Raw genomic sequence first — 14,635 nt, 5'->3', positions numbered from 1 at the left:
CGATCGGCTTCCACTGGACTTGCTTGCGCGCCCGTTCGTGCTCCGGTACGGCTCCGCCGCCGCCGTTGAGCATGCAGCGCCAATGCCCAAATGAATAAGGAAACTCCCTGTGAGTGAATTGCATACCCACGAAGTCCTGACGGACTCCACCGGAACCGAATCAATCGAACCCGAGGAAACGATCATCTCGGATGAGACGCCCCACGAGATCGAAGAGAAGTCGTTTGCTGACTTCAACGTCCGCGCCGACATCGTCGAGTCCTTGGCCGACGCCGGCATCACGCACCCCTTCCCCATCCAGGCCATGACCCTGCCGGTCGCTTTGAGCGGCCACGACATCATCGGCCAGGCCAAGACGGGTACCGGAAAGACGCTAGGGTTCGGCATTCCCGCCCTCCAGCGCGTAGCCGGCCGCGACGATGCCGGTTACGAAAAGCTTGCTGTCCCAGGCGCACCGCAGGCCCTGGTCATAGTCCCCACGCGTGAGCTGGCCGTACAGGTTGCCAACGATCTCCAGGCTGCATCACGCAAGCGCAATGCCCGCATCGCCACCATTTATGGCGGCCGTGCTTATGAGCCACAGATCGATGCCCTGCAGAAGGGTGTCGAAATCGTAGTCGGCACACCCGGCCGTTTGATCGATCTGTACAAGCAGAAGCACCTCAGCCTCAAGAACGTCAAGATGGTCATCCTTGACGAAGCCGACGAAATGCTGGACCTCGGCTTCCTCCCCGACGTCGAGACGCTGATCGCCGGTACCCCCGCCGTTCGCCAGACGCTTCTCTTCTCGGCAACGATGCCCGGCCCGGTCATCGCGATGGCCCGCCGCTACATGACGCAGCCCACCCACATCCGGGCAGCTGACCCGAACGATGAAGGCCTCACCAAGCGCGACATCCGCCAGCTCATCTACCGTGCACACAGCATGGACAAGACCGAAGTTGTGGCCCGCATCCTGCAGGCCCGCGGACGTGGCCGCACCATCATCTTCACCAAGACCAAGCGCACCGCCGCGAAGGTTGCCGAAGAACTCGTTGACCGCGGCTTCGCAGCTGCAGCCATCCACGGCGACCTTGGCCAGGGCGCCCGCGAGCAGGCGCTCCGCGCGTTCCGCAACAACAAAGTTGACGTCCTGGTGGCCACCGACGTCGCAGCCCGCGGCATCGACGTTGATGATGTAACCCACGTCATCAACTACCAGTGCGTGGAAGACGAAAAGATCTACCTGCACCGTGTTGGCCGCACAGGCCGCGCAGGAAACAAGGGCACTGCAGTCACGTTTGTTGACTGGGACGACATGCCTCGCTGGGGCTTGATCAACAAGGCCCTGGGACTCAGCGTTCCCGAGCCCGTAGAGACGTACTCCTCTTCGCCGCACCTGTACTCCGATCTCGACATCCCCGAGGGCACCAAGGGCCGCCTGCCGCGCAACAAGCGCGTCCTCGCCGGCGTCGACGCCGAGGTCCTTGAAGACCTGGGCGAGACCGGCAAGAAGAACGCCCGCTCCGGCGGTTCAGGCCGCGATGGCGGACGCGACGGCAAGCGCGACGGCGGTCGTGACGGCGGCCGTGGCCGCTCCGGCAGGTCCGGTGAGTCCGAGTCCAGTGAATCCAAGGGCGAGGGTGGCCGCAACCGTACGCGGCGCCGTCGTACTTCTGATGGCGAGGCAGCCCCCGCTGCCGGCGCCTCGGAGACCCGCACCACCACCGCGGACAATGCGGAGAAGCCGTCACGTACGCGTCGGACCCGCACTCGTCGTCGCAACGGCGAAGTGGTTTCCGGTGAGACCGCAGCTGCCCAGTCCGGCAGCACCGAGGCCTAAAAACCTCAATGACTGAATCTGTTTGGGCGCCGGACGGCGGCAACTTGGTGGTGCACGCGGACAACGCGGAGTTCCTCCCTACGCTGCCGGACGGCGCCTTCACACTCATTTACGTGGACCCGCCCTTCAACACGGGCAGGGTCCAACGCCGCCAGGAAACCCGCATGGTCCGCAACGCGGACGGCGACGGCGACCGTGTCGGTTTCAAGGGCCGCTCTTACGACACCATCAAGGGCGCCCTGCACAGCTACGACGACGCCTTCAGCGACTACTGGTCCTTCCTGGAGCCAAAGCTCGTGGAGGCTTGGCGACTTCTGGCCGACGACGGAACCCTGTACCTGCATTTGGATTACCGCGAAGTCCACTACGCCAAGGTCATGCTGGACTCGATCTTCGGCCGGGAATGCTTCCTGAACGAGATCATCTGGGCCTACGATTACGGCGCCCGTGCGAAGAACCGCTGGCCCACCAAGCACGACAACATCCTGGTGTACGTCAAGAACCCCACCAAATATCACTTCGACAACGCAGAAGTGGACCGGGAACCGTATATGGCGCCTGGCCTGGTCACTCCAGCCAAACGCGAGCTCGGCAAGCTGCCCACCGACGTTTGGTGGCACACCATCGTTTCGCCGACGGGCCGTGAGAAGACCGGCTACCCAACTCAAAAGCCCGAAGGCCTGGTACGCAGGATTGTCTCTGCATCAAGCCGCGAGGGCGACTGGTGCCTTGATTTCTTCGCTGGTTCAGGAACCCTGGGTGCCGTGGCCGCCAAGCTGGGCCGTAAGTTCGTGTGCGTAGACCAGAACGAACAGGCCATCGAGGTCATGCGGAAACGGCTGGGTAGCAAGGCAGATTTCCATCAGAGCGGATCTCTACCCGTCACAAGCCTGGATCAGGCAGCGCCCTTCACAAAGGCCTGAACGGCGTCCGCGATCATCTGGACGGCAATGGCTGACAGCAGCAGGCCGGCAATCCGGGTGACCAGCTCCACTCCGTTTTCACCGAGCACTCGCTGGACGACGCCCGCGAAGCGCATGGCAAGGTAAAGCGAGCCCAGCACAACAGCAATGCCGAGGCCCACCGCCAAGTACTCCGAGAGCTGGCTGGACTGCTGGACGAACACCATGACAGCGACGATCGCACCGGGCCCGGCCATGAGCGGCGTTCCCAGTGGCACGAACGCAACGTTCTTGTACTTGGCAGCATTCTCTTCGCCGCTGGTGGACCCTGTCAGCAGCTGCAGCGCAATGAGTACCAAGAGCAGGCCCCCGGCCCCCTGCAACGCCGCCAGCGAGATGTGCATGTAGTTGAGGATGGACTGCCCGAAGATCGCGAACACTACGATCACACCGGTGGCCACCAAAAGAGCCTGGAACGCGGAGCGGTTTCTGTCCTTGGCCGACATCTGCGCCGTTAGAGACATGAAAATCGGGACGGTACCGGGAGGATCCATGATCACGAACAAGGTGACGATCACGGAGGCAAGCAATTGCAGATCCATCAGCGAATGACCGTGCTGCCTGTTGCCAGCTCCTCAATGCGTGACAAGACTTCGGGCGAGGTAGTGTTTTCGCCCAACAGGTTGGGCTTGCCCGTTCCGTGGTAGTCAGACGACCCTGTCATGAGCAAACCGTGTTCAGCGGCCAGGCGCCGCAGGAACGTGCGGCCCTCTTCCGGGTTGTCGCGGTGTTCAACCTCAAGTCCCAGCAGTCCGGCATCAATCATGTCCCGGTATGTCTGCTCCCCCACGATGCGTCCCCTCGACGAGGCCACAGGATGGGCGAAGACTGGAACGCCGCCGGCTGCACGGACAAGCTCGACGGCGACTGCCGGGTTGGGCGCATAGTGCTGGACGAAGTACCGCGAATGCGAGGTGAGGATGGAAGTGAAGGCCTCCGTTCGATCCGCGACCACGCCAGCCGCGACCAAGGCATCGGCGATGTGCGGGCGGCCCACCGTGGCACCCGGAGCTACGTGGTGGATGACGTCGTCCCACGTCAACGGATAATCCTCGGACAACAAAGTCACCATGTGCTCGGCACGAGTGAGCCGGGCATCCTTGGACTTGGTGATTTCCTCCAGCAAACCCGCATGGGTGGGGTTGTGGAGGTAACTGAGCAGATGGACGCTGATTCCCTGCTCGGTCCGGCAGGAAATCTCGATTCCAGGAACGAAGGCAATGCCATGTTCCCGGGCAGCCGCGGCGGCAGATTCCCAGCCGTCCGTCGAATCGTGATCGGTTAACGCCACGGCGTCCAGGCCGGCCGAGACAGCGGAGATGATCACGCCGGCCGGTGTCTCGGTTCCGTCGGAAACATTTGAGTGCGCATGCAGGTCTATCCTCACTTTCCCAGCCTATGGGATGCCGGCCTGCTTGGAGTGTTGCGCCGTTGGCCTCCTCACGTAACTGGTGGGACGATGTAACGGTGAACGATGCCGAAAACACCCAGAACTCGTCCTCCCAGCCACTGCAAGAGCGTGTCAACAACCGCTCGCAACGGCCCACATCCGATGCCTTCAAGGCCTTCATGGCCAGCAACTGGGCGCCCGCCCCGCAGGTGACCCCCGCGCGAGACGCTGTTGCAGACCACGCTGCCCGCCGCCGTCGTACTATCTCCGAACTGTTCAAGGGCGAACGGCTCGTCATCCCGGCCGGTCCGCTGAAGGTCCGTTCCAACGACTGCGACTACCGTTTCCGCCCGCACTCCGGGTTCGCCCACCTCACCGGCCTGGGCCTCGACCACGAGCCCGACGCCGTCCTCATCCTGGAGCCGGTCGCTGAAGGAAAGGGCGACGACGGCGGTCACCACACTGCCACCCTGTACTTCCGCCCGCTGGCCGGCCGGGATACAGAGCAGTTCTACGCTGACTCACGCGCCGGAGAGTTCTGGATCGGCGCGCGTCCCACACTGGCCGAATTCGAAGCCCGCCTCGGCCTCCCCACCGCGCACATCTCCGAGCTCGAGATGGCCATCACCAAGAATGTGGGCGCCCCCGAAATCGGCGGCATCTCCATTCGCTTGGTCCGCAAGGTGGACGAGAACATTGATGCGCTGGTGGACACTGCCCGCTACAACACGGCCAAAGACCCCGAGAACCTGGACCTTGGCGAACTCGACGCCCTGGATGAGAAGCTCAGCGAAGCATTATCCGAGCTGCGCCTTATCAAGGACGAGTGGGAAATCGAGCAGATGAAGATCGCTGTGGCGGCAACCGTGGAAGGCTTCGCTGACGTGGTCCGGGCCCTGCCCCGCGCGCTGACCCACAAGCGCGGCGAACGTGTAGTTGAGGGCGCCTTCTTTGCCCGCGCCCGCGAGGAAGGCAACGAACTCGGGTACGACACCATTGCCGCGTCCGGCAACAACGCCACCGTGCTGCACTGGAACCGCAACTCCGGAACTGTCAACGCCGGCGAGCTCCTTCTCCTCGATGCCGGCGTGGAGGCCGATTCCCTCTACACAGCTGACATCACCCGCACGCTCCCGGCCACGGGTACGTTCACTGATGTCCAGCGAAAGGTCTACGAGGCCGTGCTCGACGCGGCCGATGCCGGATTTGCTGCCGCTCAGCCGGGCCTGAAGTTCCGGGACATCCACACCGCTGCAACCACGGTCCTGGCCGAGCGCCTCGCCGAATGGGGCCTGCTGCCTGTGTCCGTGGAGGAAGCCATCAGCCCGGAGGGCCAGCAGCACCGCCGCTGGATGCCGCACGGCACCAGCCACCACCTTGGCTTGGACGTCCACGACTGTGCACAGGCAAAGCGGGAGCTCTACCTCGATGGAATCCTCACCGAAGGCATGGTTTTCACCATCGAACCGGGGCTCTACTTCAAGAATGAAGACCTCGCCATTCCCGAGGAGTACCGCGGGATCGGCGTCCGCATCGAAGACGACATCCTCATGACGGCCAACGGCCCCGTGAACCTCAGCGCAGCGTTGCCGCGCAAGGCCGACGACGTCGAGTCCTGGATGGCCGGCATCTACCAGGAAGCCCAGGGCTAAGCGCGGGCTTTGGGCTGACGCAGGCAGTTCAGCCAGCACAAAGGGAAGGCCACCGGAGATCCGGTGGCCTTCCCTTTGTGCATTGCAGAAGCTGGTGCATTGCAGAGGCTGGTGCCTGCGGAAGCGACTACTGCTTGGACGAACCCTCGGCGCTGGACTGCTCGCCGTCTTCCTGCGATGCGTTCCGTGCCGTGTCGTGGCCGTCGGTCACCCGGACACCGTACTGCGGGCGACCGTCAGGGAGGTCCGGGTAACGGACAGCTGCCGGCGCCGGGGCCTGAGCCGGCTGGTTCACCGGCGCAGCTGCGGTCTGTCCTTCCGGAGCTGGCCCATTGGCTTCGGGGCCACGCTGGCCGTAGGGGTCGTTCCAGGTGGAAGGCCGCTCAGGGGCCTGGCCAGGCTGCTGGAACGGCGCATTCGTCTGGTTGTAGTTGGCCTGCGGCGCGGCTGCCTGAGACTGGTTCATGGGTAGCTGGTGAAGCAAACGGCGGGCCTCGTGGGCTGCCTCTACAGCAACGATGACGTCGTAGTTGGTAGCCACCACCTGGCTGGTCGAGGTGAAGTCACGCTTCCCGCGCTGCATGGCATAGGTGACGATGCCGAACAGCATGAAGAAAGCAGCACCCATGAGCACGGAGGTGATGATGGAGAACGGTCCCCCGGCGGGAGTAAAGAAGGACAGCATAACGCCGACGAAGAGGCCGAACCACATGCCGCTCAGGGCACCGGACAATGCCACCCTCGGGTAGCTCAGGCGGCCGGTCACCCGCTCCACCATCTTGAGGTCGTTGCCCACGATCGACACCAGCTGTACGGGGAACTGCTGGTCTGCGAGGTAGTCCACCGCCTTCTGGGCATCCAAATACGAGGTGTACGAGCCTACGGTGTCACCTTGGGGGACACTGCGGGATTCCTCAACGGCTTTGGGAGCACCAAAAATGTTTGACATAGCCCCATTGTGTCTCATGGACATGTGTAGCGGCTGGAATTCAGCTAAAAGAGAGCAGACTCGGTAGCCTGTAAACATGAGCACACATCCCTCACGCGTCTTTGTCGCGCGCTTGCTCGGCTTGGACGTTTTCGACCCCCTGGGCGATCGTCTAGGCCGGTTGCGCGACGTCGTGGTGCTCTCCCGCGGAACCCGTGGCGCTCCCCATGTGGTGGGCATCGTGGTTGAAGTTCCGGGCAAGAAGCGGGTTTTTGTCCCCATGACGCGCATTACTTCCATAGATCAGACGCAGATCATTTGCACCGGCTTGGTCAACCTGCGCCGTTTCGAGCAGCGCGGTGCGGAAACACTGGTGGTCGCTGAGATGTTCGACCGCCGCGTGACCCTGGCCGACGGCAGTGGAGACGCCACGATCGAAGACATCGCCATGGACCAGCACAGGTCCAAGGACTGGTTTGTCAGCAAGCTGTTCGTCCGCCGTGGACACTCCCTGTCTCCGTTTGGCAGGCTCCGCCGCAATGAGACCCTGATCATCGATTGGGCCGATGCCCAGACCGGCGCCCACAATGAGCCCCAGGCCGCTACGCAGTTCGTTGCCACGCACGAAGACCTTAAGCCTGCCGACTTCGCTGAAGCCCTCCAGGAAATGAGCGACAAGCGCCGTTTCGAAGTGGCAAGTGAGCTTCAGGACGAGCGCCTCGCCGATGTCCTCCAGGAGCTCCCGGAAGATGACCAGGTGGAGATCCTCTCCGCGTTGGATGTGGAGCGCGCCGCTGACGTCCTCGAAGAGATGGATCCGGACGACGCCGCAGACCTCCTGGCCGAGCTGCCTTCGGCCCAGGCGGAAGAGCTGCTTCAACTCATGGAACCCCAGGAAGCCGAGGACGTCCGCCGCCTCCTGGAATACGACGAAGACACCGCCGGTGGCCTCATGACTCCGGTCCCGGTCATCCTGCCGCCGGAAGCTACCGTGGCCGAGGCCCTGGCCCACGTTCGCCGGGAGGAGCTCTCGCCTGCCCTGGCCTCATCCATCTTCATCGCCCGCCCTCCCTTGGAGACCCCCACAGGCCGTTTCCTGGGCGTGGTGCATATCCAGCAGCTACTGCGCTTTCCGCCGCCGGAACCGCTGGGCAACTTGGTGGACAAGAACCTTGAGCCGCTCTCGGACCAAGCCCACATCAGCGAAGTGGCCCGCACCTTGGCCACGTACAACTTGAATTCACTTCCAGTCGTTGACGACGACGGCCGCCTTGTGGGGGCGGTGACTGTTGATGACGTGCTGGATCACCTGTTGCCGGATGACTGGCGCGCCCATGAGGACGACGCCCCAATAAGGAAACTTGGAGGCCGCATTGGCTGATAACAACGTCACCCGATCCCCCAAGTCCACAGGACGCTCGAGCAGCAGCCTGGACACACCCCTGAGTGGTCGCCAACGCATCCTGCCCAAGTTCTCCCCGAACCCGGACGCTTTCGGAAACGCAACGGAGGGCTTCGCCCGGTTTATGGGCACGCCGACGTTCCTCGTCTACATGACGGTGTTCTGTGTGTTCTGGCTCGCTTGGAACACCTTCGCGCCCACGGACTGGCAGTTCGACCGTGTAGAGCTGGGCTTCACCCTGCTGACTCTGATGTTGTCCCTTCAGGCTTCCTACGCGGCACCGCTCCTGCTGCTCGCCCAAAACCGGCAGGATGACCGCGACCGTGTCTCGCTCCAGCAGGACCGCCAGCGTGCCGAACGTAATCTCTCCGACACCGAATACCTGACACGGGAACTGGCTTCACTGCGCATCGCCTTGCGCGAAGTAGCCACCCGTGACTATGTCCGGACCGAGCTCCGAAGCCTGCTGGAAGACATCATCGATGCCCAGGAGGAACTCCGCGAGAACGAAGCCTCCGCTGATGGCACGGAATCGCCGGGTGAGAAGGTCAAGGAAAAGCTGAAGGAGAAGCGCGACAAATCGCGTGGGCCCCGCACACAGCAGATTCCGAAGGTCCGACCGCCGCGGGCTGCAGGTCCACAACATTCCACCGGCAAGCCATCGCCTGAAAACCCTGAAAGCCGAGCCTGACCCATGAGCATCGCATCTGCCGAGGCGCTGCTTGCTGCCCTGGCCACCGTCATTGATCCCGAGCTCCGGCGCCCCATTACGGAACTCGGAATGGTGGAATCGGTGTCGGCCGATAATGACGGCGCCGTACACGTCGCAGTTCTGCTGACCATTGCCGGGTGCCCCCTGCGTGAGACCATCACCAAGGACGCCACCGACGCCCTGTTCCGGGTGGAAGGCGTCACAGGCGTGGACGTTGAGTTGAAGGTCATGACCCAAGCCCAGCGGGAAACCCTCAAGGAACAACTCCGCGGGCCCGGTGGACAGCGCGGCATACCGTTTACCAAGCCCGGCTCCCTGACCAAGGTGTACGCCGTAGCCAGCGGAAAAGGCGGTGTGGGCAAGTCATCCGTCACCGTTAATCTGGCGTGTGCACTTGCCGCCCAAGGCCTCCGGGTCGGCATCGTGGACGCCGATGTGCACGGCTTCTCCGTGCCCGCCCTGATGGGGATCAACCAAAAGCCCACGCAGGTGGACGACATGATCCTGCCGCCCGTCGCCTATGGCGTGAAGGTCATCTCCATCGGCATGTTCGTCGCAGGCAACCAGCCGGTAGCCTGGCGCGGTCCGATGCTGCACCGGGCCTTGGAACAATTCCTCACTGACGTTTACTTCGGCGACCTCGATGCCCTCTTCCTGGACCTGCCCCCGGGCACGGGCGACATCGCCATTTCCGTGGCCCAGCTCCTGCCCAACGCAGAAATTTTGGTTATCACCACACCGCAGGCAGCAGCGGCAGACGTCGCAGAACGAGCCGGCACCATCGCCACCCAGACAGGGCAGAAGGTGGCCGGCGTCATCGAGAACATGTCCTACCTGGAAATGCCCGACGGCGAACGCATGGAATTGTTCGGAAGTGGCGGAGGTGCCATCCTGGCTGAGCGGTTGAGCGCTGCCGTGGGCAGCGACGTTCCGCTCCTCGGGCAAATTCCCTTGGACATCCGCTTGCGGGAAGGCGGCGACGCCGGAAAACCCGTGGTCCTGGCAGCACCTGAAACGGCTGCCGCCAAAGCGATGGAGGGCATTGCTGCCGCCTTGGCCACGCGACCTCGCGGACTGTCCGGCATGCCCTTGGGAATTCAGCCGCGCTAGGCCGTCGCTCTTCACGCTGAACTGGCCTTAACGGGCTGTCAGCTGCTTCGAATCAGGTCGCTTCGGAATCGAACGGGGCAGCTTCGCCCTCGGCGAGCCGCTCAATGACCCGCACAGGGGCCTTGGGCTTGGTATCTACCGCAGTGGCAGCAGCTGCGGGAGCTCCGGCACTGACTGGCTTGGTGTCGTCCTCAAGGAGCGCGTCCTTGATGATTCGACGGGGATCATACTGGCGCGGATCATATTTCTTCCAGTCGACCTCATCAATGTCGATGCCGACTTCTTCTTTGATCTGTTCGCGGGCGCCGGAAGCCATCCGACGGACTTCCTTGACCAGGTTGGCAAGCTTTTGAGTGTATTCGGGCAAACGGCTGGGACCGATGACGAGTACGCCGATAATCAGAAGGAGTATGAACTCCGGGCCGTTGATTCCAAGCACGCTACGAAGATTACCTTGTCTGTGGTGCCGCTCATAAACCGGTAGGACGGAGCAGGGTCTGGAGGCCGCGCAGCAGCCTTTCGTACCAGGCTTCCGGATCGTCGTCGTCGGACACGAATGCCATGGACTCGCCCGCCCGGACAATTTCAGGGACGGCGTCGTCCGCGCTGTCCGCCGGGAGGTCTGAGGCATAGCTGATGACTGCGGCCGGCATGGTGTAGACGGCCTTCCACGGGCTTCCCTGGGTGACAGAAAGCTGCGCGGACGTAGACCGTCCAGTGCCGGATCGATCCGCCGGCAGATGTTCCTCCACGATGGTGGCGTAGTGACCGTTGCTTTCGAGCCTGATCTCCACGGCCGGATTCCCGTTATGCATGGTGGCTTGGGCGGACACGACGTGGAAGCCCAATCCGGACAGCTCGGGACACGCCCACCCGTCCTCCCGCAGTGATTCCAACTGGGCAGCGCTCAAACTGACAGTGCTGCCCGCCCGAAACGCGGGTCCAACCATGGCTTCTGTGGGGTTAGCCGTCCAGGCACCGGCAAGTGAGCCACCATCGCTGGTTCCCGCGAGGGCCTGTGGCCTTTCATCGCCGGCGATCACATAGGCTGACACCGCCAAGGCTCCTGCGCTCACCACCAAAGTGCCGGCAGCAACTGCCGCAAAGCCAAGGCCCCGCAAACGACGGTGCGGATATTGCGGTGCTGAGTACGTTGGGGCTGGCTCGTTGGCCAAGCGTTCGGTGTGCTGGATTAGTCGCGCCGCAAGATCCTGGCTGGCTTCGGGCACGGCTGCACCACGGAGGCGTTCGAGGTACTGCCGTTCCCGGCGGAGCGCGATCCGGCAGTCCGAGCAGTGCTCCAGGTGTTCTGGGCTGCGCGTATGGCGAAGCGCAGCCAATTTGCGCCGGGACAGGGCTCCCGGACGAAGTGAACGTCGAGGCATCGACTACCTAAAGAATGCTGGCGATGCGGGGCATCTTCAGCCGCGGCTTGCGGGCCTCTGCCGGGCGGGGGTCACGGTGGGCGAGCTTCTCGCGCAGCATTGTCCGCCCCCGGTGGATACGGGACCTGACGGTTCCAAGCTTCACACCGAGCGCCTCCGCGACTTCGTCATAGGAAAGGCCCTCAAGGTCACACAGCACGACGGCCGCGCGGAAGTCCGGCGGGAGTTCTTCCAAAGCCCTTTGGACATCAAGGTCAAGGTTGTTGTGCTCGAAGCTCTGCTCCGGGCCTGGCTCGCGGCCCGGCAAACGGGATTCGGCGTCCTCAGCAAGCGCGTCGAAGCGGATCCGGCTCTTGCGCCGGGCCTGGTCCAGGAACAGGTTGGTGGTGATGCGGTGCAACCAGCCGTCCAAGGTTCCCGGCTTGAAGTTTTCAAGGGAACGGAAAACTCTCACGAAAACCTCCTGGGTGAGGTCTTCGGCGTCGAACTTGTTCCCGGTCAGGCGATAAGCGAGGCGATACACCTTGGCGGAGTGGTTCGAAACCACTTCCTCCCAGCTGGGCATGACCCAATCAGTAACGGCCTCAAGGCTTTCCGATGTTTGGACTGGCGCAGCATGCGATGCCGGCATCGTCCACTCCCCTCAAACTGTGGTTCACCGAGTCTTCGGCGCCGCCCACCTCATGGATGACCGGAGCAATATCATCCCAAGTTTGTCTGGGAATTTCCTGACTGGCAGAGGATTTCCACGCAAGGCTGAAATCGGCCGTGGACACAGGTGCGCGGACGATTCCCTGCAACGGGTTTACGGGGGCGGACACAGTAGTCTTGGTACAAACACCCCTACCCGCGGAAAGCGAACCCCTTCATGAGTGCCGACAAGTCAAGCAGCTGGTCCTACGCAGAAGATCTGCCAGCTGAGGATGACGTATTGTTGCGCGCCCGGGAACGGTCCTTCGAACTTGGTGTTACGCCCATCAGTCCCGGAGTGGGCGCGGTACTGACCGTACTCGCTGCCGCTTCCAAAGCGCAGACAGTGGTGGAAGTCGGCTCAGGTGCCGGGGTATCCGGGGTTTGCCTGCTGCGTGGATTGAGTCCCCACGCGGTGCTGACCACTATCGATGTGGACGTCGAACACCTCAAGGCGGCCAGGGAAGCGTTCTTGGAATCGGGTAGCCCGGCCAACCGTACCCGCACCATCTCGGGCCGCGCGGCCGACGTGTTGCCGCGCCTGACCGACTCCGCGTACGACCTCGTCTTCATCGACGCCGACAAGCCAAACTTTCCCAAGTATGTGGATCAGGCAATCCGCCTCCTGAAGTCCGGCGGCACCCTGGTTATCAACGATGCGCTGGACAAAGACCGCGTCTCCAACCCGGCAGCGCGTGATGCCACCACTGTGGTTCTGCGTCAGATCGGCAAGGCCATTCGCGACGACGAGCGTCTGGCCTCGGCGATGCTGCCCACCGGCGATGGACTTCTGGTGGCCGTCAAGAAGTAGGACGGCTCATCACGCCAGGACTTGAACCAGCAGCAAGAGCTTAAACAAAAGCAGGGCCCCGGCTTGATTTGCCCGCCCGGGCCCTGCTTTGTAACTCTAGTCAAAACGCCTATTCAGTAACGCCCACGAGGCATTCCTTGAGGTTGGCCGCTTCCGCGGCGTTGAGCTCGACAACGAGTCGTCCTCCGCCTTCGAGCGGCACACGCATGATCAAGCTGCGTCCCTCTTTGGTAACTTCCATAGGGCCGTCGCCGGTACGTGGTTTCATAGCCGCCATTAGGAAAATCCCCTCCATTTGTCCCAAGTCACGCCAACCCGGCCGGGCTGGTTCCGCGTCGCAATTGCAGCCGGCGGCACCGCTTGGGAGGCCGCCTTGGCCGGGCACTTTTCGGTGCTTTGTCCTTGCTCTTAGTCCATTATCCCGTAATTACCCGTCCGTAGCGAATCAAACGCCTATTTGTCCGGGCTTTGTACATACTCCCCTTGCCCGGCAAAGGTCCACGTCAGGGCGGGTAGTCCCCGCCCCCGGGGAGCGGGGCCCACGCCCACAGCCACACCACCCAGACGATCTGGAGGAGGACGAACATCAGCACCACGGTTCCCCGGTACGCCTTGGACTTGGACAGCAACGCCACCCCCAGCGCCAGCGGAAAAAGGGGCAGCAGCATTCTGAACGTACTGGTCTGCGGATGCAGGAAGACCAGCAGGTACCCCATGTAGCAGGCGCACCAGAGCCGCAACTCGGTTCCAAGCGCCCGGACGGGCTTTGACACCATGACCAGCACGAAGAGTGCCGTGAAGACGAAGGGGGCCAGCACGCCCAGTACAGGACCGAACAGCATCCTGCCCGTGTCGAACCACGGCTTGAATGGCACAAGATCGTGCCCCCGCCAGGCTGTTTCGGTACGTGTGTAGGCAGTTGGTTCACCTGTGGTGGCCCAGGCAATGGCCGGCCAGGCGAGGGCTCCGACGCCGGCTGTCACCACCAGTGCCGCCAACGACAGCAGGCCGCGCACGGGCGTCGGCCCGTCGTCGTTAGGGGTTGAAGCTGGAGCTGACAGCGTCCTGGATGGCCCGAAGCGCTGCCATAACCGCCAAAGCAACAGCAACCCCACCATGGCCGCAAACGGCACCCCTGTAGGCCTGGACAGGCACATCAGGAGCACCACGGGAATAGCGGCCAGGTACCGGCGCCGGACAACGAGCAACAAGGAACCTGACAACAGCAACAGATTTAGCGACTCGGCATACGGGACCTGGAGGATGGGTGACACCGGGAAAGTCGAGACGAAGATGACGCCCCACAGTGCGGCACGCTTGCCTGAGAACTCGCGGAAGAGCTTGTAGATCACCAAAGCTGCGCCCACCCCTGCGAGCATCGCGATGACGGTGAGCGAAGGGAGGGTTCCTATCCCGGTGACTGCCGAGAGACCCCTGGCGAGAAAGGGAAAGAGCGCATAGAACGCCCACGCATTTTGTGTGACTACGCCATTAGCGTCCTCGGGCAGGACCGAAGGATATCCGTTGTCAACAGCTTCCTGATACCAGCGCCCATCCCAGATAGTGATGAAGTTCCAGTAGTCCGGAGCCGGCGGGAACCAGGGATTCGTTCCCTGGTGAATGGCGGCCGCCATGAAGATACAGGCGCTGACAAGCCTGGCAGCCACAAAGACCAAGGAAACCTGCACCCACCACGGCCACCTGGCCACTCTGGCGACGGCGGCTGATAGCCCCAGGGAAAGCCGCGCGGTGGGTCCTTGCTGCCCCTGTG

At 62.9% G+C, this 14,635-nt stretch carries 15 protein-coding genes; 7 read left to right on the top strand and 8 right to left on the bottom strand.

Annotation, left to right across the window (positions count from 1 at the left end):
• Positions 1–109: 109 nt before the first annotated feature.
• Together M1D89_RS09360 and M1D89_RS09355 are read left to right on the top strand one after the other, a co-directional pair.
• A complete protein-coding gene (locus M1D89_RS09360; protein WP_498650013.1) occupies positions 110–1,822 on the top strand; it encodes a DEAD/DEAH box helicase in 1,713 nt (570 codons plus the stop codon).
• Between the two features lie 8 nt (positions 1,823–1,830).
• A complete protein-coding gene (locus tag M1D89_RS09355) occupies positions 1,831–2,745 on the top strand; it encodes a DNA-methyltransferase (protein ID WP_498650011.1) in 915 nt (304 codons plus the stop codon).
• Here the strand turns inward: M1D89_RS09355 and M1D89_RS09350 are convergent.
• Together M1D89_RS09350 and M1D89_RS09345 are read right to left on the bottom strand one after the other, a co-directional pair.
• Positions 2,718–3,326 (bottom strand): MarC family protein, encoded by a 609-nt coding sequence (locus tag M1D89_RS09350; protein ID WP_091468732.1) that lies wholly within the window; start codon positions 3,324–3,326, stop codon positions 2,718–2,720. The genes M1D89_RS09355 and M1D89_RS09350 overlap by 28 nt on opposite strands.
• A complete protein-coding gene (locus M1D89_RS09345) occupies positions 3,326–4,171 on the bottom strand; it encodes a PHP domain-containing protein (RefSeq protein WP_498650009.1) in 846 nt (281 codons plus the stop codon). The genes M1D89_RS09350 and M1D89_RS09345 overlap by 1 nt, the downstream gene beginning before the upstream one ends.
• An 80-nt stretch (positions 4,172–4,251) precedes the next feature.
• Between M1D89_RS09345 and M1D89_RS09340 the strand changes: the two genes are divergently transcribed.
• Positions 4,252–5,826 (top strand): aminopeptidase P family protein, encoded by a 1,575-nt coding sequence (locus M1D89_RS09340; RefSeq protein ID WP_498650007.1) that lies wholly within the window; start codon positions 4,252–4,254, stop codon positions 5,824–5,826.
• 127 nt (positions 5,827–5,953) lie between these two features.
• On the opposite strand, the gene M1D89_RS09335 is transcribed toward M1D89_RS09340, so the two are convergent.
• Positions 5,954–6,775: a YflT domain-containing protein gene (locus tag M1D89_RS09335; protein ID WP_498650005.1), complete on the bottom strand. Its 822-nt coding sequence runs from the start codon at positions 6,773–6,775 to the stop codon at positions 5,954–5,956.
• A 76-nt stretch (positions 6,776–6,851) separates the two neighbouring features.
• Between M1D89_RS09335 and M1D89_RS09330 the strand changes: the two genes are divergently transcribed.
• Genes M1D89_RS09330 through M1D89_RS09320 form a run of 3 tightly spaced genes read left to right on the top strand, consistent with a single transcriptional unit; the run spans position 6,852 to position 9,978 of the window.
• Positions 6,852–8,135 (top strand): magnesium transporter MgtE N-terminal domain-containing protein, encoded by a 1,284-nt coding sequence (locus M1D89_RS09330; protein WP_011775428.1) that lies wholly within the window; start codon positions 6,852–6,854, stop codon positions 8,133–8,135.
• Positions 8,116–8,847, top strand: coding sequence for a DUF1003 domain-containing protein (locus M1D89_RS09325; RefSeq protein WP_498650002.1), 732 nt, complete (start codon positions 8,116–8,118; stop codon positions 8,845–8,847). Before M1D89_RS09330 ends, M1D89_RS09325 begins: the two co-directional genes overlap by 20 nt.
• A gap of 3 nt (positions 8,848–8,850) precedes the next feature.
• Positions 8,851–9,978, top strand: a complete 1,128-nt coding sequence (locus M1D89_RS09320) for an Mrp/NBP35 family ATP-binding protein (RefSeq protein ID WP_498650000.1) — start codon at positions 8,851–8,853, stop codon at positions 9,976–9,978.
• A 52-nt stretch (positions 9,979–10,030) separates the two neighbouring features.
• On the opposite strand, the gene M1D89_RS09315 is transcribed toward M1D89_RS09320, so the two are convergent.
• The 3 genes from M1D89_RS09315 to sigE are packed head-to-tail and all read right to left on the bottom strand — an operon-like array spanning position 10,031 to position 11,994.
• Entirely contained in the window at positions 10,031–10,417 is a 387-nt protein-coding gene (locus tag M1D89_RS09315) for a twin-arginine translocase TatA/TatE family subunit (RefSeq protein ID WP_498649998.1), read from the bottom strand.
• Positions 10,418–10,448: 31 nt separating this feature from the next.
• A complete protein-coding gene (locus tag M1D89_RS09310) occupies positions 10,449–11,363 on the bottom strand; it encodes a hypothetical protein (protein WP_498649996.1) in 915 nt (304 codons plus the stop codon).
• A gap of 7 nt (positions 11,364–11,370) precedes the next feature.
• Positions 11,371–11,994, bottom strand: coding sequence for an RNA polymerase sigma factor SigE (sigE, locus tag M1D89_RS09305; RefSeq protein ID WP_017198611.1), 624 nt, complete (start codon positions 11,992–11,994; stop codon positions 11,371–11,373).
• 237 nt (positions 11,995–12,231) lie between these two features.
• Here sigE and M1D89_RS09300 point away from each other — a divergent pair, with 237 nt between their 5' ends.
• Complete coding sequence (locus tag M1D89_RS09300; RefSeq protein WP_498649993.1) at positions 12,232–12,864, top strand: O-methyltransferase; 633 nt, start codon at positions 12,232–12,234, stop codon at positions 12,862–12,864.
• Between the two features lie 109 nt (positions 12,865–12,973).
• Here M1D89_RS09300 and M1D89_RS09295 read toward each other — a convergent pair whose 3' ends face one another.
• Both M1D89_RS09295 and M1D89_RS09290 read right to left on the bottom strand, forming a co-directional pair.
• A complete protein-coding gene (locus M1D89_RS09295) occupies positions 12,974–13,141 on the bottom strand; it encodes a DUF3117 domain-containing protein (protein ID WP_009357720.1) in 168 nt (55 codons plus the stop codon).
• A gap of 226 nt (positions 13,142–13,367) precedes the next feature.
• Positions 13,368–14,573 (bottom strand): putative hexosyltransferase, encoded by a 1,206-nt coding sequence (locus M1D89_RS09290; RefSeq protein ID WP_498650926.1) that lies wholly within the window; start codon positions 14,571–14,573, stop codon positions 13,368–13,370.
• Between the last annotated feature and the right edge of the window lie 62 nt (positions 14,574–14,635).

This window comes from Arthrobacter sp. D3-18 (assembly GCF_054408525.1).
The sequence above is the reverse complement of the archived record's forward strand: the minus strand, read 5'-3'. Positions and strand labels throughout refer to the sequence as shown.

What these genes read in the sequence shown, in the direction of transcription:
- M1D89_RS09355 (WP_498650011.1), top strand. Translation starts at nt 1,831, where the DNA reads ATGACTGAATCTGTTTGGGCGCCGGACGGCGGCAACTTGGTGGTGCAC.
- M1D89_RS09350 (WP_091468732.1), bottom strand. Translation starts at nt 3,326, where the DNA reads ATGGATCTGCAATTGCTTGCCTCCGTGATCGTCACCTTGTTCGTGATC.
- M1D89_RS09335 (WP_498650005.1), bottom strand. Translation starts at nt 6,775, where the DNA reads ATGTCAAACATTTTTGGTGCTCCCAAAGCCGTTGAGGAATCCCGCAGT.
- M1D89_RS09330 (WP_011775428.1), top strand. Translation starts at nt 6,852, where the DNA reads ATGAGCACACATCCCTCACGCGTCTTTGTCGCGCGCTTGCTCGGCTTG.
- M1D89_RS09320 (WP_498650000.1), top strand. Translation starts at nt 8,851, where the DNA reads ATGAGCATCGCATCTGCCGAGGCGCTGCTTGCTGCCCTGGCCACCGTC.
- M1D89_RS09310 (WP_498649996.1), bottom strand. Translation starts at nt 11,363, where the DNA reads ATGCCTCGACGTTCACTTCGTCCGGGAGCCCTGTCCCGGCGCAAATTG.
- sigE (WP_017198611.1), bottom strand. Translation starts at nt 11,994, where the DNA reads ATGCCGGCATCGCATGCTGCGCCAGTCCAAACATCGGAAAGCCTTGAG.
- M1D89_RS09300 (WP_498649993.1), top strand. Translation starts at nt 12,232, where the DNA reads ATGAGTGCCGACAAGTCAAGCAGCTGGTCCTACGCAGAAGATCTGCCA.
- M1D89_RS09295 (WP_009357720.1), bottom strand. Translation starts at nt 13,141, where the DNA reads ATGGCGGCTATGAAACCACGTACCGGCGACGGCCCTATGGAAGTTACC.